At 42.4% G+C, this 17822-nt stretch carries 20 protein-coding genes and 1 pseudogene; 2 read left to right on the top strand and 19 right to left on the bottom strand.

Translation table 11 applies throughout. The features are described from left to right. Positions 1-69: 69 nt before the first annotated feature. On the bottom strand, positions 70-1041 hold the full coding sequence (locus GSF04_RS12420; RefSeq protein WP_211859667.1) for a transposase: 972 nt from the start codon (positions 1039-1041) through the stop codon (positions 70-72). A 337-nt stretch (positions 1042-1378) separates the two neighbouring features. Here GSF04_RS12420 and GSF04_RS12415 point away from each other — a divergent pair. Together GSF04_RS12415 and GSF04_RS12410 are read left to right on the top strand one after the other, a co-directional pair. Beyond that, positions 1379-1625 (top strand): annotated as a pseudogene (locus tag GSF04_RS12415) (IS110 family transposase); the annotation flags it as partial. A 258-nt stretch (positions 1626-1883) separates the two neighbouring features. Further along, positions 1884-2030, top strand: a complete 147-nt coding sequence (locus GSF04_RS12410) for a hypothetical protein (protein ID WP_211859666.1) — start codon at positions 1884-1886, stop codon at positions 2028-2030. A gap of 81 nt (positions 2031-2111) precedes the next feature. Here the strand turns inward: GSF04_RS12410 and GSF04_RS12405 are convergent, their stop codons facing one another. The 18 genes from GSF04_RS12405 to nagB form a co-directional block, all read right to left on the bottom strand. Next, the gene (locus tag GSF04_RS12405; RefSeq protein ID WP_039495568.1) at positions 2112-2426 is read right to left on the bottom strand and encodes a cupin domain-containing protein; all 315 of its coding nucleotides are present in this window, start codon (positions 2424-2426) and stop codon (positions 2112-2114) included. 621 nt (positions 2427-3047) lie between these two features. Further along, a complete protein-coding gene (locus tag GSF04_RS12400) occupies positions 3048-3971 on the bottom strand; it encodes a DMT family transporter (RefSeq protein ID WP_039495567.1) in 924 nt (307 codons plus the stop codon). A gap of 52 nt (positions 3972-4023) precedes the next feature. Further along, positions 4024-4500: a MaoC family dehydratase gene (locus tag GSF04_RS12395; RefSeq protein ID WP_017219267.1), complete on the bottom strand. Its 477-nt coding sequence runs from the start codon at positions 4498-4500 to the stop codon at positions 4024-4026. 2 nt (positions 4501-4502) lie between these two features. Then, positions 4503-5642: an FAD-linked oxidase C-terminal domain-containing protein gene (locus GSF04_RS12390; RefSeq protein ID WP_211859665.1), complete on the bottom strand. Its 1140-nt coding sequence runs from the start codon at positions 5640-5642 to the stop codon at positions 4503-4505. After that, positions 5639-5914 carry an FAD-binding protein gene (locus GSF04_RS23460; protein WP_211859664.1) on the bottom strand — a complete coding sequence of 92 codons (276 nt, stop codon included), beginning with the start codon at positions 5912-5914 and terminating at the stop codon, positions 5639-5641. The genes GSF04_RS12390 and GSF04_RS23460 overlap by 4 nt, the downstream gene beginning before the upstream one ends. A 9-nt stretch (positions 5915-5923) precedes the next feature. Then, positions 5924-6661 carry a 3-oxoacyl-ACP reductase FabG gene (gene fabG / locus GSF04_RS12380; protein ID WP_211859663.1) on the bottom strand — a complete coding sequence of 246 codons (738 nt, stop codon included), beginning with the start codon at positions 6659-6661 and terminating at the stop codon, positions 5924-5926. A gap of 25 nt (positions 6662-6686) precedes the next feature. After that, complete coding sequence (locus GSF04_RS12375) at positions 6687-7712, bottom strand: branched-chain amino acid aminotransferase (RefSeq protein WP_017219264.1); 1026 nt, start codon at positions 7710-7712, stop codon at positions 6687-6689. Next, the gene (locus GSF04_RS12370) at positions 7693-8580 is read right to left on the bottom strand and encodes a fumarylacetoacetate hydrolase family protein (protein ID WP_193521808.1); all 888 of its coding nucleotides are present in this window, start codon (positions 8578-8580) and stop codon (positions 7693-7695) included. Before GSF04_RS12370 ends, GSF04_RS12375 begins: the two co-directional genes overlap by 20 nt. Further along, positions 8577-9002, bottom strand: coding sequence for a thioesterase family protein (locus GSF04_RS12365; protein ID WP_039495564.1), 426 nt, complete (start codon positions 9000-9002; stop codon positions 8577-8579). Before GSF04_RS12365 ends, GSF04_RS12370 begins: the two co-directional genes overlap by 4 nt. Continuing rightward, positions 8995-10806: an acyl-CoA dehydrogenase gene (locus GSF04_RS12360; RefSeq protein WP_211859662.1), complete on the bottom strand. Its 1812-nt coding sequence runs from the start codon at positions 10804-10806 to the stop codon at positions 8995-8997. The genes GSF04_RS12365 and GSF04_RS12360 overlap by 8 nt, the downstream gene beginning before the upstream one ends. Positions 10807-10819: 13 nt before the next feature. Then, positions 10820-12037 (bottom strand): beta-ketoacyl-[acyl-carrier-protein] synthase family protein, encoded by a 1218-nt coding sequence (locus tag GSF04_RS12355; protein WP_017219260.1) that lies wholly within the window; start codon positions 12035-12037, stop codon positions 10820-10822. Beyond that, positions 12034-12264, bottom strand: coding sequence for an acyl carrier protein (locus tag GSF04_RS12350; RefSeq protein ID WP_052258289.1), 231 nt, complete (start codon positions 12262-12264; stop codon positions 12034-12036). The genes GSF04_RS12355 and GSF04_RS12350 overlap by 4 nt, the downstream gene beginning before the upstream one ends. Positions 12265-12309: 45 nt before the next feature. Next, positions 12310-13329, bottom strand: a complete 1020-nt coding sequence (locus GSF04_RS12345; RefSeq protein ID WP_017219258.1) for a beta-ketoacyl-ACP synthase III — start codon at positions 13327-13329, stop codon at positions 12310-12312. Positions 13330-13950: 621 nt separating this feature from the next. Beyond that, on the bottom strand, positions 13951-14238 hold the full coding sequence (locus GSF04_RS12335) for a hypothetical protein (RefSeq protein WP_211859661.1): 288 nt from the start codon (positions 14236-14238) through the stop codon (positions 13951-13953). A 45-nt stretch (positions 14239-14283) separates the two neighbouring features. Further along, positions 14284-14511 (bottom strand): hypothetical protein, encoded by a 228-nt coding sequence (locus tag GSF04_RS12330; RefSeq protein WP_010378049.1) that lies wholly within the window; start codon positions 14509-14511, stop codon positions 14284-14286. A gap of 265 nt (positions 14512-14776) precedes the next feature. Beyond that, complete coding sequence (locus GSF04_RS12325) at positions 14777-15955, bottom strand: cystathionine beta-lyase (protein WP_211859660.1); 1179 nt, start codon at positions 15953-15955, stop codon at positions 14777-14779. 2 nt (positions 15956-15957) lie between these two features. Beyond that, the gene (nudC, locus tag GSF04_RS12320) at positions 15958-16860 is read right to left on the bottom strand and encodes an NAD(+) diphosphatase (protein WP_017219254.1); all 903 of its coding nucleotides are present in this window, start codon (positions 16858-16860) and stop codon (positions 15958-15960) included. Positions 16861-17007: 147 nt separating this feature from the next. Then, positions 17008-17802 (bottom strand): glucosamine-6-phosphate deaminase, encoded by a 795-nt coding sequence (nagB, locus tag GSF04_RS12315; RefSeq protein WP_045988699.1) that lies wholly within the window; start codon positions 17800-17802, stop codon positions 17008-17010. Positions 17803-17822 lie beyond the last annotated feature (20 nt).

Below are 17822 nucleotides of genomic sequence, written 5' to 3'. Positions count from 1 at the left end.
GTTATTGCGCACGACAACGCGCTGTAAATACAACAGTTATAGATTTCTGAGTTGATGGTGTTCGTTTTACTAAGCCAACAAGCGCTCGCAATTTGTTAGGTTCGTCCGTCGTCGTTTTTGAAGTGTTTCGCAGTAAGCGGTTATTGTTCGCTCTCGTCCAACTGCACCGTGGAATACCCGAGAAAACTGCGTAGTAAGTTTTATCCAGTTTTCCGGTTCTATATTTAATCGAGTAAGAATGGGTTGAGACTCACAGATATAGCCTCGCTTGTCGGCGCGAATACATTGGCCTGTGAGTTCAACTAATTCAATATAGGATTTGAGTTCAAAAGGCAGACCTTTTGGCATATGTTTTCGTGGGCTGCCAGCAAAGCGTAGTAGGCTTTTTGGTTGTTTTCCCAGCTTCGCATGGTCGATGCGTTTTTTGATGCTGGTGTAGTCTGAGGTTTCAGGCGTTGCGGCGATTTTGGCTCTAATGGGGTTTAAGTCTACGTAAGCGAGACAAGCGACCAACGCCGCCTCGTCCAGTAATGCTTGGGATTTGAATCGTCCTTCCCAAAACCGGCCTGTACAATTATCTTCTTTATTTGCTCGCCGGGCGATGTCTTCGTTAAGCACTCGCATAAACCAGCTAATATCTGCGAGTCTTTCTCTGTACTTATCAACCAGCTCATCGAGTATCAATTGCTCCGACTCATTCAGTGGCTCATCTTCAATAAACTTTTGGCTTATCCAATTACCTTTAAATAACTTGTGCCATCGTATCACAGTCGCTTTATCCGACAGACGCTTAGCCTTTGTATCATCAACATATAAAACAATGTGAGTGTGATTATTCATCACGGCGTAAGCACAAACATCAATACAAAACACAGACCCCAACATCAATAGCTTTTCTTCAACCCAATCCCGGCGGTGTTCGTATGATTTGCCAGTAAATTTATCTTCACCGCACAGAAAGGCGCGCCTTACGCAGCGGGAGATACAGTGGTAGTATTTGGTGTCGGTTAGACTGATTTGTCTTTTACGGGCAGTTGCCATAGTTTGGTTTCCTCAATCCTTTGAGTGCAGAGTTAAAGCTTAGGCGGTATCTTAGGAAGGTGCAAATTAGTGGTGGGTGTCAGCGATTTGCGCGGTAGTATTTGGTGTCGGTTAAACTGATTTGCTTTTTACGGGCAGTTGCCATAGTTTGTTTTCCTCAATCCTTTGAGTGCAGAATTAAAGCGTAGGCGGTATCTTAGGAAGGTGCAAATTAGTGGTGGGTGTCAGCGATTTGTTCCTCAATCCTTTGAGTGCAGAATTAAAGCGTAGGCGGTATCTTAGGAAGGTGCAAATTAGTGGTGGGTGTCAGCGATTTGAGCGTGTCAGCGATTTGTGCGCTGGCAAAACCTATGGCACCAACGGCAATAAAATTGGAAATGGACACTTGAAATGGGCGTTCAGTGAAAAGCCGCTGTACTTTATTTACGTGGAAATGACAAAGCTCGGTGCTACTTAAACAAATTACAAAACGCATGAGCAAAGCTAAAGCACTTTCAGTGCTCGCCCATAAGCTCGGTCGTTGTGTTTATTTTATGCTTAAGAACAAAACGGTATTCGACGATGAACGTTTTTTAAAAAGCTAAGTCGCACAATGGGGTGAGCTCTACACCTAACTAGATAAGCACGAACAACCATGCATTATTTGTGTTTTTGTCAGTAATAGCTGAATTTTACAGGTAAGTGTTGTCGAAGTAATAAGCTATTTGGCCTTGATTAGACACCCCATTGGTGCGCATTTGTTTGAGCAATGAATTGAATCGTTTACACCTTAGCTGAGCCTTTAACTAACTGGACGAATGAGCCATCCCCTTGAGTAGTGCAAGATTAAGGTTAACCGATGAATGTCTAGTGGCCCTAAACGACAAGTTGTATCGACTGATTTAGGCAGCGATGAGATCGCAATAAGAGATTACGGCGTAACGCCCCTATATGTGTTTGCCGTAAACGATTTAACGGCTAACCGACATAACGAAGTTGAACAGGTTTAAGCGTTGCCAATACAAATTAGCAGCTTAAAAGTAGCTAAAAAGAATCGTTATGCTTACTTGACCGGATAAGGTTCATATGTGTTAGGTGTTCTTTGTAAACCAGAATTCAATTTCATCTGTTTCTACTTCGAACCGAGCTGAATGTTCGACGTGGGCAGGAACGTGATACCACTGCCCGAGCCCTATTTTCTCAGTTTTTCCACCCATAGTTAGAATCAACTCGCCCTTAGTTATTACACCATAGTTGTCAGTATCATGTGTATGTAGTGGAATTTCAGTTCCCGCAGGATATGAGGCGAACAAAACATCGCTATCTTTAGCCTCTAGCTTGTAAGCATCAAAACGACCATCGTAGAGAGGTAATTTCTTTATTTTTGCAGGGTAACTTCCAGACATCTCAATCCTCGCTAGAACACATAACATTTTAGTATTTATGCGACACGCAGTTTGTGTTGCATAATCGCTTTTTGGACTGAGCCTCTACCTGCTCGGTGTGACAGAGCTGGTGTTGTTTATGCTATGGCTTACTAAGAAAAAATAGGCTTTTTGGAGGCTCTCACTTTCCTAGCTAGTGTTATCAGTTTAGCTAGCGTTATTAAGCTTTCCCTGCATTGCTCAGCGCTTATTATGTATTCATTACACCTAAATTTGCCTTAATAAGCAATTATATTTTTTACGCATACAGAGGCCGCTAGCCTGAACAATTAATTAGGTTAACTACTTGATTTTATAAAGCAGCCCTAATCAAGCAGTTAGCCCCTTGAGCAAAATTTTCTAGCTTGTTTTGGGCAGGAATGAGTTGGCTGAACGGCCGCTTTGTAGAATGAAAGTGACATTGACGACCCTCTAGTTTGCTCTAAGCCGCCTGTGAGGCCTGGTCTAGACCCATATTCACAAATCAGAAAATGCTCTGTGAGTTCTATCTAGTATTTTTATGGGGGCTTAAAATGAATGAGTACAGACCAGACAGTGTGCTTTGAAAAGCCGACTGCCTGGTTTAATACAGGTTATTTTGAGCTAAACGAGCTCATTCCGATTTTCTTTTAACTTTTTCTTTGTGATCCGCCAGTTTAGATTGACACCAGCCGCCCCTATCAAAATTGCACTGGCACCAGCGAATTGTAGTAACGTCAAGCGTGTATCGAATGCCGCCCAGTCAACGATAACCGCAACGACCGGATAGATGAAAGACAACGCTCCCACCAAAGCGGTCGGTATTTTCTGAATGGCACTATATAATAGTAAACACATCAGCCCGGTATGAATAATCCCTATCGTAACTAAAAAAGACCAAGATACAGCTGAAATGGCAGAAATATCTCCCAAAGGAGTAAATGGAAGAAGCACAAAAATACCAATAAAAAGTTGAAATGCCACAATAATATGAGGTGGGATATGCTTCAGCTTTTTGGCCGTGATAGCCGCAATCGCATAGAAGGACGCGGCTATTACCGCATAAAATACACCTTGTAAGTAAGTGTCTTTATCAGTGAGCGCCGCCCCTCCTTCTTGTTTTCCCACAATAATAAATATGGTTCCTAAGAAAGCACATATTAGCCACAACACTTTGTCCGTAGAAATATGCTCTTTAAAAAAGATAGCGCCAAGCAAGACAAGTATAAACGGTTCAATATGATAAGTAATCGTAGCAATTGCAATGGATGATAGCGAAAAGGATTTGAATAAAAACAGCCAGTTGAGTGATAAAGCCACACCGCCAACTGTTAGTAATATGAGTGACGGTTTATTGAGTTTAACTTGTTTAAAAATGCCCTTATACAAACAAACTAAAAGCATGAAAGTGGCCCCAAATAAACAACGCCAGAAAACTGCCGTTTCCGGTGATTGTTCTGACATCACAACGAACCAGCCTATGGTCCCTGCAATGGTCATTGAAGCAATCATTTCGAGGTTTCCTCTAAAACCTTCCTGTTTTTGCATTCTAACTCACTCCTTTTTCAGTGTTATTGAACCTGCGGTTAAGACATTTCTATTAGACTATACCAATATAAGAAAATGGAAAGGCTTTCACTTCAATAGAGTGTTGATCTGAACTGACATAAGACTGAGCATTTCCTGCAACCACTTTCCTGTTGTCACTATTGAAAATGTTAGTTTCGATACGAACTTTGTTGATCCCTATTTTCTCTCGCACTGTAAGCTCTATACGTATAACTTCATCAATCTTTACCGCGCCCAAAAATGCTAGATCCTGACCAAGATAAATACTCCCAGGTCCGGGCATTGCCATCGCTAGCGCGGCACTTATCAACGCGCCACTTAGCATGCCATGAGCAACTCTAGTTTTAAAAACGCTTTGTTGAGCGAACACTTCATCAAGATGAAGCGGGTTACAATCGCCAGATACTTGTGCAAACAGTTCGACATCAGATTCAGTAACTTTTTTATATAAAGTGACCTTTTTACCTAGGTGTAATTCATCAAATGGTGTACTTATTAATGTGTGCATACTTAACCTTCTATGTCTTCCTGTACTGAATTCAGCAGCACCACTTTTCCCGGGTTGAGGATATTATTAGGGTCTAGTGCTTGTTTAATTTTTTGCATAAGGCTAATGGACTCGGACCCCAATTCCTGTTCCAGATAGTGCATTTTTCTCATTCCAACACCATGTTCACCTGTACAAGTCCCTTCAAACTTAATCGCACGTTCGATGAGTCTGGAATTTAATGCTTCAGCAGTTTGCCTCTCTGCTTCAATATCTGGGTCAATCAAGTATCCGAAATGAAAGTTACCATCTCCAACATGCCCCACAAGGAAATAAGGGAGACCTGAGTCGTTAACCTCATTAATCGATTCAAGTAAGCAATCAGCCAATTTATCTATTGGAACACATGTATCAGTGCTAATCGAACGAGCGTTCTCTTTTGAGGCGATAGCGGCATAATAGGTATCGTGTCTTGCCTGCCATAGTTTGTTTCTTTCTTCTTTTTCTGTTGCCCAATTAAACTCGGAACCACCAAACTGAGATACGATTGAATTTACTCTCTCAACTTGTTCACTGATATACTGCGACGATCCATGAAACTCCAAGATTAACTTTGGAATTTCAGATAGTTCAAGTTGGCTATAGTCATTCACTAAAGAAACAGTATGGCCATCCATCAGCTCTACTCGCGCAATAGGAATACTATTCTGAATTATACTAATAACAGAGTTGACTGCGTCAGAGATACTTTCAAAAGAACAAATGGCCACTGATATTTGCTCTGGTACCGGGTAAAGCTTCAGCGTAATTTCGGTGAATACACCCAACGTTCCCTCACTGCCGATCATCAATCTAGTCAAGTCATAACCTGCACTTGTTTTTCTCGCTTTGGTGCCTGTTTTAGCAAGCTTTCCTTCGCTTGTAATAACTTCAAGCCCGAGCACGTTTTCTTTCATTGTTCCATACTTAACAGCATTGGTACCACTGGCACCGGTTGAGCACATCCCACCTAGCGTCGCATTCACTCCTGGACCAATTGGAAAACATAAATTATATGCAGCAAGTGCCTGATCAAGCTGCTTTCTGGTAACGCCTGGTTGCACTTTTGCTGTAAGAGACTCAGGAGAAATTTCGAGAATCTGGTTCATGTGTGTCATATTCATGGCAATCCCCCATGAATTGGTAGCACGTGACCCTCAACAGAGGTACCAGCTCCGAAAGGTACAATCGGCATTTTCATTTGATTAGCGATAGATACAATGTCCATCACATGCTGAGTATGCTTCGGGTACACGACTATATCAGGAGAAATCACGGTAGAAATAGGTGACTGATCTTGTCCATGCTTGACGCATTGATCCTCATCCATAGAACAGTCGACACCAAGATTTTTTAGTGCTTCAAATACCGTTAATGCATTTTGACTTACCATCATCTTTCCTTTTTAAACTGAAAGTCCACCGTCAACAGGAATAACTTGCCCTGTCATATAGTTACAAGAGTTTGAGCCTAAGAAAGTGACAATTTCTGCAATATCTTTTGCACTGCCAAATCGCTTCATCGGGATCGAGTCCAGTACTTGCTCCTTTACTCGCTCGTGCAGTTTATCTGTCATATCCGTTACGATAAAACCAGGGGCTAGAGCATTAACATTAACACCTCTGCTTGCATACTCTTTGGCAAGTGAACGAGTGAGACCCAATATGCCAGCTTTACTAGCGGCATAATTTGCCTGGCCTGCTACGCCTATTAAGCCAGATACAGACGCAATGTTAATAATGCTTCCTTGTGTTTCTATAAGGTATTTGATTGCCTGTTGGCAGTGTAAAAAGGTACCTGATAGGTTAGTATCTATAACTTGTTGCCAGTCTTCGTAAGATAGGGATTTAAAAGCCTTATCTCTGTTTATACCCGCATTGTTTATCAAATAATCTAATCTTCCAAATTGCGTAATGTGCTTCTCAATTGCCAGACAAATGCTATCTTTATCTGCTGCATCACTAAGTACACCGAGCACAGAACCATCACATTCCTGAATTAGTGACTCTGCGGCTTCTCGGTTATTTCGATAGGTGAAGGTGACATTATAATTATGTGCGACAAGGTGACGAACGATTTCTCGTCCTATACCTCTGGCGCCTCCCGATACGAAAGCCGCTTTTTTTTCAATGTTGTTATGCATATCTAATTCCTTGAAATTAATTGTTTTATTTTTTATGACAATTCAGATTGGTTAGCCATGATTGATTATTTTGTGTTTTTGATATTTGAATATCTGATAACTTCTGAGCGAGTGTTTGCGCGGTCAAATACTGTTCAAAATTAAGGCTGTGCTGTAAATAATCAATTTTTTTAACTGAGGTGATACCCGCGGTGGTACCTGTAACAAAGACTTCTAACAGATCGCCGTTATACCAATCATTAATAAGTTGTTGCAGCTCAATGCTTGACTCTTCAACGGTAAAGTTATTTTGCTGTATAAGACTGATGGTGGTATCTCTGGTTATCCCCGGTAGAATCGAGCCACTTAGGCGAGGTGTTATAACTTTGTCTTTATAAACAAAGAAAATATTTGAGGAGCTTAACTCCTCTATATACTTGTTGTGGTTGGCATCTAACCACAGAACCTGGTGATAGTTCTGTTCTTTGGCCTGCTGCTGAGAGAGGATGGTTCCGGCATAATTACCAATCGCTTTAACAGCACCAGTTCCACCTTTAGCTGAACGACTGTAATTGGACTCAACCATAATGTTAATGGCGTTGGTTGAGCTAAAATAGTTGCTCATAGGACACGCGATAACAATAAACTTGAAGCTCTTAGCTCGACCATAGAAGCCTAATGAAGGCTCAGTTGCAATTATGAAAGGTCTGAAATAGAGCGTACCCTCCCTTATATCAGGAAGGTATTGAAGATCTGCTTTAAGCAGCGTAAGCAACGCATCAACAAACACATCTTCACCTAACACTGGGATGGCTAAGCGCTCACATGAAGATTGAAAACGACGAGCATGATCATAAGCTCTAAACAATGCCGCATCGTTGTTTGCTTGCCTAAATGCTTTTAACCCTTCAAATACACCTTGAGCATAATGAAAGCACTGAGAATGTGGCGCCAGAGACAGGTCATGATATTTCTGAAGATGAATATCGCCCCAGCCGTTAGCTTCATGCCAATCTATTGTGACCATATGGGGCGTCATCGTCAGACCAAAGTCAGATGGTGTATTCTTCATTTAGAATGTCCTCACTTTGTGGGTAACGTTGACAAAGTTGCTCTTGATAACCTAGCTGACTGATGTGTGTTGTAACGCGGTCTCCGGGCTTGAGGTAAGGTATATTGTCATTTCCAAGGGATATACCATCCGGGCTTCCCGTTAGTATTACATCACCTGGGTACAAGGTCATAAACTGGCTGACATAATGCACTAAAAAGGCAGGTGTAAAGACCATGTCTGTCGTACTTCCATTTTGTCTCAAGACCCCATTAACGTAACAAGTTAACGTTAGGTCCAGAGGGTAAGAGAAGGAATCAGCAGTCACAACGTATGGTCCTAGAGGACAAAAACTTTGAAAAGATTTGCCTTTTACCCATTCACCTTCACGTTCAAGTAGCCATTGTCTATCTGAGAAGTCATTGGCGACACAGTACCCTAATATCGAGTTGTGTGCTTGTTGCTCTGACTCCAATAATTGGCAGGTTTCGCCGATGACAACGCCGAGTTCAACTTCCCAGTCGACGTGGTTGGCGTGCGTAGGGATTAACACTGGGTCTGTCGGCCCACATACAGAGCCAATTGATTTGCAAGAAATAATGGGCTCCTTTGGTAAAGAAAGGCCCGCTACCTGAGCATGCTTTCTATAATTTAGCCCTATAGAAATGATCTGTTTTGGCTGTATTGGCGCTAGAAACTGAACTTCCTGGTCATTAAACTTTGGTAATAAGGTTAAGTTAACATCGGAAATTAAAGTGTTGAGTGCGCTAAGTGACAGCGCTGTATCATACCAAGAACCGATAATGCTCGACACATCTCTTAAATCACCATTGCAGTCAACTAAGCAAGGGTAGCGACTACCCTTGCTTAAAATGGTTGCTAACTTCATAAAGTAACACCACTATCCTGATGAAGGTAGGTCTCGAAAAATGCACTTTCTGCTGCACTTAAAGACCGGGGCCGTGACTTTTTATAGCAATAAGGTGCCATAGTTGTTTCAGCTGAAGTGCAAAGCCGATCGCCATCATGCACGGTATATGCAATGGTTACTGTCGCTGCGGATATGTCACTTACCCACATTGTAATGTTCACGGGCTCATGCTTGTGAACCAATGGAGCATGATATCTAACAGAATGAGACACAACTACCGAACCTTGATCGAAAAATGCATCGCCATTTTTTTTTGAAATCCCCCAAATAAAATCAACTCTAGCCTCTTCGAGCAAACGCATGATTGATACATTATTTACTACACCATAGACATCCATATCAGACCATCTCACGGGGCATTTATATAAGTGCTTATTCATAACGCTTTCCTTCGCTATTCATACGTTCGGATCTAGCCGTAAACTGTTCGCCATAATCAGGGAAGCAAATGGGAGCATCAAAAAGTGCTTCGTCATAGCCAAACGCGTCAATGAGTGTGTTGATATGAGGCTCGAGGAGCAGGCAAAGCCTGTCGATTTCTCTGTCCAAGCCATGAATCAGATCGCGCTGGACTAGACCACAACTGTAATACCAGGCTGAATCTTCTTTTAGAAGTGATAACCCAAACAAGCGACCTAAAGTTTCCAAATGTGATTGGGCTACAGAAGACTCACATTGCCATTTCGCCTGAGCTTGCAGCGCTAATCGATGGCCTCTCAGACGGGCTAACTTAATAGAATCATTTGCGTTGTCATTCCACTCATCAAAGAAACTACCTGCTGAGTTTATCTTATTCTCTGAAATGCTCTTATGTAAGTGGCTTTCTCTCGCGTTTAACAATGTAATGATATTCTCTACAGACAGTTCACTCAGGTGCTCATCACCTGTATGGATAAGAGCCGCAGGAGACTGATTGACAAGTTGCCCAGCCGCAGTGGCAATTAGGACTTGGTTATCACCTTCAGCCGTTACTAGGCCTTGCAGCAAGGAAATATATTCAGTGATTTTATTTATAGAGAATATCCCCTGAGCGCCAACTCGTTCTCGGCAGTTTGAGACAACATCAGCCATTTCCCAGGTTACAATGGCTTTAGTGATATTAATTTGAGTTGTTAAGTCGTTATCTACTTTGCCATCGCCATCGAGGAATTTAGTCTTGCCATCGTTTGTTAATGCAGACATGGCATACACTTTACTCAAGTTAACAAACAACGCTCGCTGGAATGGTCGGAAATGTATAATTGCAGTATCGCTAGCACCAGGCGCATTAGATAAACGATATTGAGCAAATTTCAAGGCAATGTAACAGCTCGCTTTGCCTGCTCCAAGCGCAGCACTCGAAACACAAAGGCGACCGGGCATGATGCGCGACATAGATTTTAAAAATCTTGCTCGTACATTCTTAATATTGGCTACAAATTCTCCATCTTCTGAGATAGCTGCGATCTCACCCATTAAAGCGTGATCTCGCTCGACTCTCAGGTTGTGGAACGAAGTGAGGCCATTGTCCAGACCTTGCACTGGTTTTTCTGGGCAAGGTATCGCCTGAATACCGTCACGTAATCCGTTTTCATCGCAAAGACGAACAACAAAGGGAAACACACCGTGGTCTTTCTCTTTAATTTTTAGTCTTGCCATTACAACAGCTATTTTAGGTATGTCTGAAAAGCCGCTGTAAGACATGTATTTTTGTGCCAGGCAGTCAGGTGTATTCAGAAAGAAGCACTTTTCATCATGGTCATAGATTGCTTCCGTTTTTAATGCGGCAACATTATTTCCATACCCTAGTTCAGTGGCCATATAAGGCCCGAAAGATTTTAGGTTATTTAATTCTTCTAATTCTGCAGCGGTCGCTTGGTTATGTAATGCATGGTCATAGAATGTACCCATAGTTAGGTTATAGTGAACCATGATGATTGAGAAGCAAGATACATCAAGCAAACCTGCCCACTCAGCAAGGGCAAATAGCCTAGAGGGATTTGCCAGTACCTCAAGAGGAGATTCAATCTTAGAGTGTATAAATTCACTTCTTTTATAAGATAGCTTACCCAACTCGGCCATATTAAGACCACTTTGGTATTTGAAAATATTGTCTCGTAATAAAACCTGCAGATCTTTATGATCCAAGTCATAAGCTCGGTTGTAGATAAAGCCTAGCAAGTCCTTTTTTGTCTGTAGTTCCATATAATTTTCCTTATTAATTTGATAACAACAGCGCCGCGTTTTGGCCTCCGAAACCAAATGAATTTGATAGCGCTATGCGATACTGTCGCTCAATGGAGTTACCTGCAATTACATTTACATTGATATTTGGGTCCAACTCTTTCAAGTTCGCACTGGCGGGGATAACGCCGCTTTGAAGCCCTTTGAGACAATAAATAGCCTCAATAGCACCACCTGCGCCTAGTAAGTGACCTGTGACTCCTTTTGTTGAGCTAACTGGTACTTGTGAGCCAAATAGCCTTTTTATCGCTTCACTTTCAATAACATCATTGCCTTTAGTTGATGTCCCGTGCGCATTAACGTAACCAACATCAGAGGGGTGACATTGCCCATCTTTTAGTGCCGCTTGCATCGCCAAAAATGCGCCTTCGCCTTCAGGGTGAGGCGTTGTTACGTGATGAGCATCGGCCGAAAAGCCATATCCTAATAAATGACCAGCTACAGGGGCATTTCTTTTGCTCGCATGTGCCTGAGATTCTAAGATTAGAACACCGGCTCCCTCTCCAATAACAAACCCGTTTCGCTCTTTGTCAAACGGGCGCGAAGCCGTAGCAGGATCGGGGTTTAAACTCAACGTCCGCATTTTTGCAAACGACGAGACATAGAAAGGAGTAATGGCGGCTTCCGCTCCTCCCGCAATGACCACATCGGCAATGTCGTTGTTAATTAGATATTTAGCTAGTCCAATTGCCATAGCACCTGACGCGCAGGCACTGCAGGGAGAAAAGCACGGTCCGAGCGCATTTACCTCAATAGCAACTTGCCCGGCAGCCATATTTAATAACCCCATTGGCAATGTCAGAGGAGATAAATCTTCATAATCACCTTCTAACATAGCGCGATGTTGCGCCTCCAATGTCTGTGTACCACCGGCGCCAGAGCCGATTAAAACAGCTACGCGTGTCGGGTCTTCCCAATTTTTGTGATCCAATCCCGCCGATCTCAGAGCTTCAAGAGTGGCAAGTTGGGCGAACTTTGCATAGTCGTCCCAAAACCAAGGTTTGGCTACTTCCATATCCAGTTCATCGATATTGTTGACTCTGCAACTTAATTTAACCGGACAATCTTCGAGACTTGGGTCTAAAGCCGCTTTGGTTTCGCCTTTGATGATATTGTCCCAGTTTTCTGAAACAGAGTTACCTGCAGGGGTGATCATCCCCATACCGGTAATCACCACAGGTTGATTGCTCATGACAGTTTCCCGCTGACATAATTAACAACATCATCTAGCGTTGAGATTGACTCCATATCATCATCGCTAATTTTAATGCCGTGTTGTTTATGGATCGCCTGAGCAAGATCCAGCTGAGAAAGAGAATCAAAACCGATGTCTTCGAGAGAAGTATCTCCGGAAGTTGTAGATACATCCATTTTGAATCTAGTTTCAATGATCGTTTTAAGTTCGTTTAGTGAAAACATAATTGCCTCGCTTGTTTTTTTGTTGATGAAAAAATGATTGGAAAATTAATTCCATTCTTTTGGATAGGTTCTGAGATCTGGCCAGGTCACAACCGTTGACCCCCAGGAGAAACCTGCGCCAAATGCTGTGATTAGAAGTTTCTGACCTGGTTTTAGCTGGTTGCTGTGTGCATAATCGTTTAGTAGCAATGGAATTGAAGCCGTAAGCGTATTGCCATGATCAGCAATGTTGCTGGCTACTTTACATTCCGGTAGGTCTAACTCATACGCTACTGTTTGAAGAATTCTGATATTGGCTTGATGCCCGATCATCCAGTCTAACTCTTCGATGGTCAAATCGTTCTGTCTGACCGCTTTGAGCGAAGACTGGGTCATTTGTGAAACTGCATTTTCATATACGACCCGGCCATTCATACTGAGATAGTAGGCTTGGCTTTGCGCGTGTTGCCCTAAGGAGTCCTTAACCCTTTGCCTTGCCCCCCCTGCATGTGTGCATAATGCATCGCTGAGAGAACCATCAGCACCAAGATCAAATTGACCAATCGCACCTAGTTCATCTGGCTCTCCTTTGCCGATAACCATAGCACCTGCGCCATCGCCAAAAATTGGCCAAGTGGTTCTATCATCTTTATTAACAAATTTTGTAAATGCTTCCGCGCCAATAAGCAAAACAGTATCGGCAATACCGCTTTCCACAAAGCCCTTTGCGGTTGCCATGCCATAAACAAATCCGGCGCAAGCAGACGTGATATCGTAGGCCGCGACTCCTTTAAGCCCCAGTTTGTCAGCCACTTCTGGAGCAACTGCCGGGCAAAGTCTTTCGGGAGAGGTTGTTGCAACGATAACCATGTCTATTTTATTGGTTTGTGCCGATTCGATTGCCCTAAGCCCGGCTTTAATCGCGAGATCCATAGTGGATATCTCGCCATCTACCATGTACCGGCGCTCTATTCCTGTCCGTTCACGAATCCACAGGTCGCTGGTATCAAGTGTTTTTGAAATATCATCGTTAGTAACAATATTTGGTGGGACACATACACCGATCCCTCTAATGACGGCTGTCATAATCGTTATTCCTTTAATTTAATGTTATTACTGCTTTTATAATGCTAAACACCAACCAAAATTAACAATAACTTTACCCAAAATCAACGCTTATATTTAAATATTTACTTAAATTTAAAGAGCATTGATTATTACTTGATGGTGTGGGCTCTCTGTACACGATGCTGAACGAGGAGTCGCTGGATAAAAATTTTAACTGACTTGCAATAGCACCTGACGAAATTTCCGCTAAAAAGGCTAGGAACAGAGTAAACTTCACCTAAACACAAGGCCATAGAATACTGACTGAGTCTGCAATGAGCGGCCTAATGTTTGCGTTTTATAATAAAAATAAGAACAAGTTGAAGGTGTTGTATTGGGATAACACCGGCTTCGCTTTGTGGTAAAAGCGGCTTGAAAAAAGTTAAGTCTAAATGGCAAACAACTTAAAGCTATTAAAATATCTAAATTTTTCAGTGCATTAGAAAAAAATATAAAAAGGAGATATTTGTAGGCTGAAGGCTAAATACTTAAGAAAAGTAAAAATTCAGCAAACCAAGGAGCTCGCACAAGTGGTTTTGGAGCGTTGCGCTGTGCTTAAACCAACACACGACGCAACAATTATACAAGTCTGTAATTGTTTTAAGATTTGTTCTCGCATTTTATCGTCTCTTCCCCAAGACGATAGGCATTATTTGCCAGCACATAAGTTCCCGAAATAATAGCAGTAGTAGGTACGAGTATCGGCGTTAATATAATTCCACTCACGGAATAATACGTATTGGTTTCATCTGCAACATCTACTATCTTTAGGGTTTTTCTATCCGATGAAATCTCGCACTTGTTGGTGTGAGCAGTATCTTGAACAGGCATTACTACACAAGCGCTGAGTGAGACTATCGGTAACATAATCAATAAACTTAATTTCATCACTTTTCCTTGAATTTGGGTTGTAATATTCTTGTGACGTAAGTCTTAAATATTACCTTCCTCAATAGATTCCCTGTACTTACGTTTAAAGTACTTCAAACTGGCATTGATCTCTTTAATTTCCATTCTTGATTCCACTGCTAAATCTCTCATTTCTTTGACTCGTTTTGAAATAAGATAAATAAAGAGGGGAATTGGTATACACAAAAAAATAAAACCTATGTAAACAAGCGCACTTATGACGCTGATACTACTCCACATTACTTCCATCATATAATTCTCCTTGAAACTTCCTATGTATTATTTTATGTAAAGCTGGCAAAAATACGTAAATAAAGTTACTCCTTTCAACGCCATAAAACTAGCTTTATATGATCTGTGTCTACAGATTTTGGAGAATTATGAAATGGAAGTATTAGGTAATGGCACTACTTGGGTCAAGGTGATGAAAAACATGAGACCTTCATAATGGTATAAATAAGTCCGAGGTACCTCTTTTAAAATGAAGCACCCCTTACCAATAAGTCGAACCGAGGTTTTAAGATTTACCGAGGTTTTGTTCGTAAACCTTAAGTGCGTGTTCTAAATCTTCTATCAAGTCTTCTACGTCTTCAAGACCTATGTGAAGGCGGATCACGGGGCCCAATGTCCAACCTGTGGTTGATCGCAAATGCTCCATGGTTTTATTGGCTGTAACTAAACTTTCATAGCCGCCCCATGAGAAACCCATTTTAAAATGGGATAAAGCATCTAAGAAGCGGTTAATCGCCTTTTGGCTACCTTCTTTCATTACGATTGAAAATAAACCATTACTACCATCAAAGTCTCGCTTGAAGAATTCATGGCCTGGGCAAGTCTCAAAAGCGGGATGTCTAACGTGATCCACGAGCGGATGCGCTTCGAGCCATTTCGCCACTGTCATTGCCGACTGCTCATGTTGTTTTAACCTCGCAGGCATAGTACGTAGCCCACGTAGTGCTAAATAGGCATCATCTGCAGAGGTACATTGACCAAGTAAATACGAGTGTTCTCTAAGTTCAGGCCAATAACGCTCGTTTGCAACAGCAACCCCCATCATGACATCCGAATGCCCAACAATATACTTGGTTGCGGCTTGAATGCTGATATCAACACCATGATCGAGCGGACGAAACTGCCAGCCATTACCCCACGTATTATCAAGCATAGTGATAACGCCACGGCGCTTTGCAATTTCAACCATCGCTGGCACATCTTGAACTTCCATAGTGATTGAACCTGGAGACTCTAAGAACAACACTTTGGTATTGTCTTGAATTAACGCGTCAATACCAGCGCCAACCATAGGGTCATAATAAGTGGTTTCGATACCATAGCCTTTTAACAGCTTATCGCACAAATCTCTGGTTGGTTCATAGGCAGTATCCACCATTAGCAAGTGATCGCCTGCTTTTAAAAATGACAGTAGTGACTGTGCGATAGCAGCAGCACCAGACGGATACAAGGCGCAACCCGCACCATTTTCAAGCTCAGTAATGGCATCTTGCAAGGCGAAATGGGTATTGGTGCCACGGCGGCCGTAAAACAAAGTGCGATGTCCACGGCCTTTTATCGCTTCTTGCATTTCGGCAACGCTCTCAAAAACTACGGTAGAGGCGCGCTGAACAACTGGGTTTACTACCCCTTTGGTATATTCTGCTTTTCTTCCAGCAGCAACGATTTTAGTATGCTTTTTCATAATTACTCTTCTGATTGTGCACGCCAGTATTCAACTAAATATCTGGAGATCGAGTCTTCTCTGGTGAGTTTATAGCCGGGCTTTGTATCACCCCACTCTGAAAATGTATTAAGCTCCGCCCGTGAAAACCATTTAGCTTGCTCAAGCTCATCTTGCTCGACAAAAATCTCTGTGGTTTTCGCCTTCGCGATAAATCCAAGCATAAGTGAAGACGGGAACGGCCAAGGCTGTGAGGCAATATAAGTGGCGTCATATGCTTCAACACCCGCCTCTTCCATCACTTCCCTTATCACGGCTTGCTCTAACGACTCGCCGGGGTCAACAAACCCAGCCAGCGTCGAAAATACACCTTCTGGCCAAACAGCCTGACGGCCCAACAAACAGCGTTCAACGCCATCAGGGAAAACATGAGTGACAAGCATGATAACGGCGGGATCGGTACGTGGAAACGTCATATGGCGACATTCAGGGTTAACACAACGTCTTGCGTGACCTGCTTCAACCATTTTATTGGGTTGCCCACAACGTCCACAAAAACAATGGGTTTTATGCCAGTAGCATAAGCCTCGTGCAAGCACGCCAATTGAGCCTTGTTGCTTTGGTAAGTTACGACCCACTTGGCGCATGTCGATGAACTCTGACTCGGAGTCAATAAAAGAAAGCTTGTCTCGTTGTTTAGAGACGTCAAGCGCAAAATAGCTGTGCGCTTCGTCACGACCTAAGAATATCGCGTCTTGGAGTGCTAAATCAGCGACTTCTGTTCGAGAAAGATAATGTAATTCATTATCTCGGGCACGCACTAAATTAGCGTCGTCTTGAATTAATAACCAGCGACTATTGTCACCCATTTGAGATAATAACCAGTTTTGATCTTTTCTTTCGTTAGACGCTCTGTCCAACGTCATTTGCGTGTAATACAGCAAGCCCCTATTCCTTCGTGTTCTGGAACATTTTATCCACCTCGGTGAGACCTTAAAACTACCATAGCACAAAGGTACAGGCAAAAAAAAAGCCCATAAATGGGCTTTTGAAAACTACAGTGTGATTTCACACTACAGAGAGGCAAGATAGTCCAACAGCTTTTGATTTTCGTTTTCAATATGCTTATAGAATTCAATATCTTTTAGCTTAGATGCCGCAGCTTCATCGATGACGATTACAGCATCACGATGCATTTGTAGTGCCGAAGCAGGACACGCCGCAGTTAACGGCCCTTCCACCATAGCAACAACAGCATCGGCTTTATTTTCACCCGTCGCTAATAACACGACTTTTTTAGCGTCTAAAATCGTGCCAATACCCATTGTGATTGACAAGTGAGGTTGGTACTCATCAGCTTTAAAAAAACGAGCATTATCATCAATCGTCGCTTTCGTTAGGGTTTTAACCCGAGTGCGTGACGTTAAGCCAGAAGATGGCTCGTTAAAGCCAATATGGCCATTTCTGCCAATACCTAATAGCTGTACATCAATACCACCAGCAGATTTAATACGCGCTTCATACTCGCCGCACGCCGTAATTGGATTTTTTGCATCCCCCGGTGGTACGTGCGTGTTACTTTTATCAATGTTGATATGGTCAAACAGCTGCTGCTGCATAAAGTAACGATAACTTTGCGGGTGCGAGCCATCTAAGCCTAAATATTCATCTAGGTTGAAGCTGGTAACTTCAGCAAAACTGATTTCGTTCGCTTGGTTACGCTTAATTAATTCTTGATACAAAGCGACCGGTGTTGAACCCGTCGCTAATCCCAACACAGAGTTAGCTTTACGCTTTAATTGCGTTGTAAAAATGTCTGCACCATATGCTGCCACTTCGGCAGCGTCTTTTAAAATGACTACTTGCATACGATTAACCAAATGTTGAG

The sequence above is a fragment of the Pseudoalteromonas sp. A22 genome, from assembly GCF_018141345.1.
Classification (GTDB): Bacteria; Pseudomonadota; Gammaproteobacteria; order Enterobacterales; family Alteromonadaceae; genus Pseudoalteromonas; species Pseudoalteromonas maricaloris.
The sequence above is the reverse complement of the archived record's forward strand: the minus strand, read 5'-3'. Positions and strand labels throughout refer to the sequence as shown.

Excerpts from the sequence above, each read along its gene's own strand:
- GSF04_RS12420 (WP_211859667.1), bottom strand. The coding sequence starts at position 1,041 with ATGGCAACTGCCCGTAAAAGACAAATCAGTCTAACCGACACCAAATAC.
- GSF04_RS12410 (WP_211859666.1), top strand. The coding sequence starts at position 1,884 with ATGTCTAGTGGCCCTAAACGACAAGTTGTATCGACTGATTTAGGCAGC.
- GSF04_RS12405 (WP_039495568.1), bottom strand. The coding sequence starts at position 2,426 with ATGTCTGGAAGTTACCCTGCAAAAATAAAGAAATTACCTCTCTACGAT.
- GSF04_RS12400 (WP_039495567.1), bottom strand. The coding sequence starts at position 3,971 with ATGCAAAAACAGGAAGGTTTTAGAGGAAACCTCGAAATGATTGCTTCA.
- GSF04_RS12395 (WP_017219267.1), bottom strand. The coding sequence starts at position 4,500 with ATGCACACATTAATAAGTACACCATTTGATGAATTACACCTAGGTAAA.
- GSF04_RS12390 (WP_211859665.1), bottom strand. The coding sequence starts at position 5,642 with ATGAATATGACACACATGAACCAGATTCTCGAAATTTCTCCTGAGTCT.
- GSF04_RS23460 (WP_211859664.1), bottom strand. The coding sequence starts at position 5,914 with ATGATGGTAAGTCAAAATGCATTAACGGTATTTGAAGCACTAAAAAAT.
- fabG (WP_211859663.1), bottom strand. The coding sequence starts at position 6,661 with ATGCATAACAACATTGAAAAAAAAGCGGCTTTCGTATCGGGAGGCGCC.
- GSF04_RS12375 (WP_017219264.1), bottom strand. The coding sequence starts at position 7,712 with ATGAAGAATACACCATCTGACTTTGGTCTGACGATGACGCCCCATATG.
- GSF04_RS12370 (WP_193521808.1), bottom strand. The coding sequence starts at position 8,580 with ATGAAGTTAGCAACCATTTTAAGCAAGGGTAGTCGCTACCCTTGCTTA.
- GSF04_RS12365 (WP_039495564.1), bottom strand. The coding sequence starts at position 9,002 with ATGAATAAGCACTTATATAAATGCCCCGTGAGATGGTCTGATATGGAT.
- GSF04_RS12360 (WP_211859662.1), bottom strand. The coding sequence starts at position 10,806 with ATGGAACTACAGACAAAAAAGGACTTGCTAGGCTTTATCTACAACCGA.
- GSF04_RS12355 (WP_017219260.1), bottom strand. The coding sequence starts at position 12,037 with ATGAGCAATCAACCTGTGGTGATTACCGGTATGGGGATGATCACCCCT.
- GSF04_RS12350 (WP_052258289.1), bottom strand. The coding sequence starts at position 12,264 with ATGTTTTCACTAAACGAACTTAAAACGATCATTGAAACTAGATTCAAA.
- GSF04_RS12345 (WP_017219258.1), bottom strand. The coding sequence starts at position 13,329 with ATGACAGCCGTCATTAGAGGGATCGGTGTATGTGTCCCACCAAATATT.
- GSF04_RS12335 (WP_211859661.1), bottom strand. The coding sequence starts at position 14,238 with ATGAAATTAAGTTTATTGATTATGTTACCGATAGTCTCACTCAGCGCT.
- GSF04_RS12330 (WP_010378049.1), bottom strand. The coding sequence starts at position 14,511 with ATGATGGAAGTAATGTGGAGTAGTATCAGCGTCATAAGTGCGCTTGTT.
- GSF04_RS12325 (WP_211859660.1), bottom strand. The coding sequence starts at position 15,955 with ATGAAAAAGCATACTAAAATCGTTGCTGCTGGAAGAAAAGCAGAATAT.
- nudC (WP_017219254.1), bottom strand. The coding sequence starts at position 16,860 with ATGACGTTGGACAGAGCGTCTAACGAAAGAAAAGATCAAAACTGGTTA.
- nagB (WP_045988699.1), bottom strand. The coding sequence starts at position 17,802 with ATGCAAGTAGTCATTTTAAAAGACGCTGCCGAAGTGGCAGCATATGGT.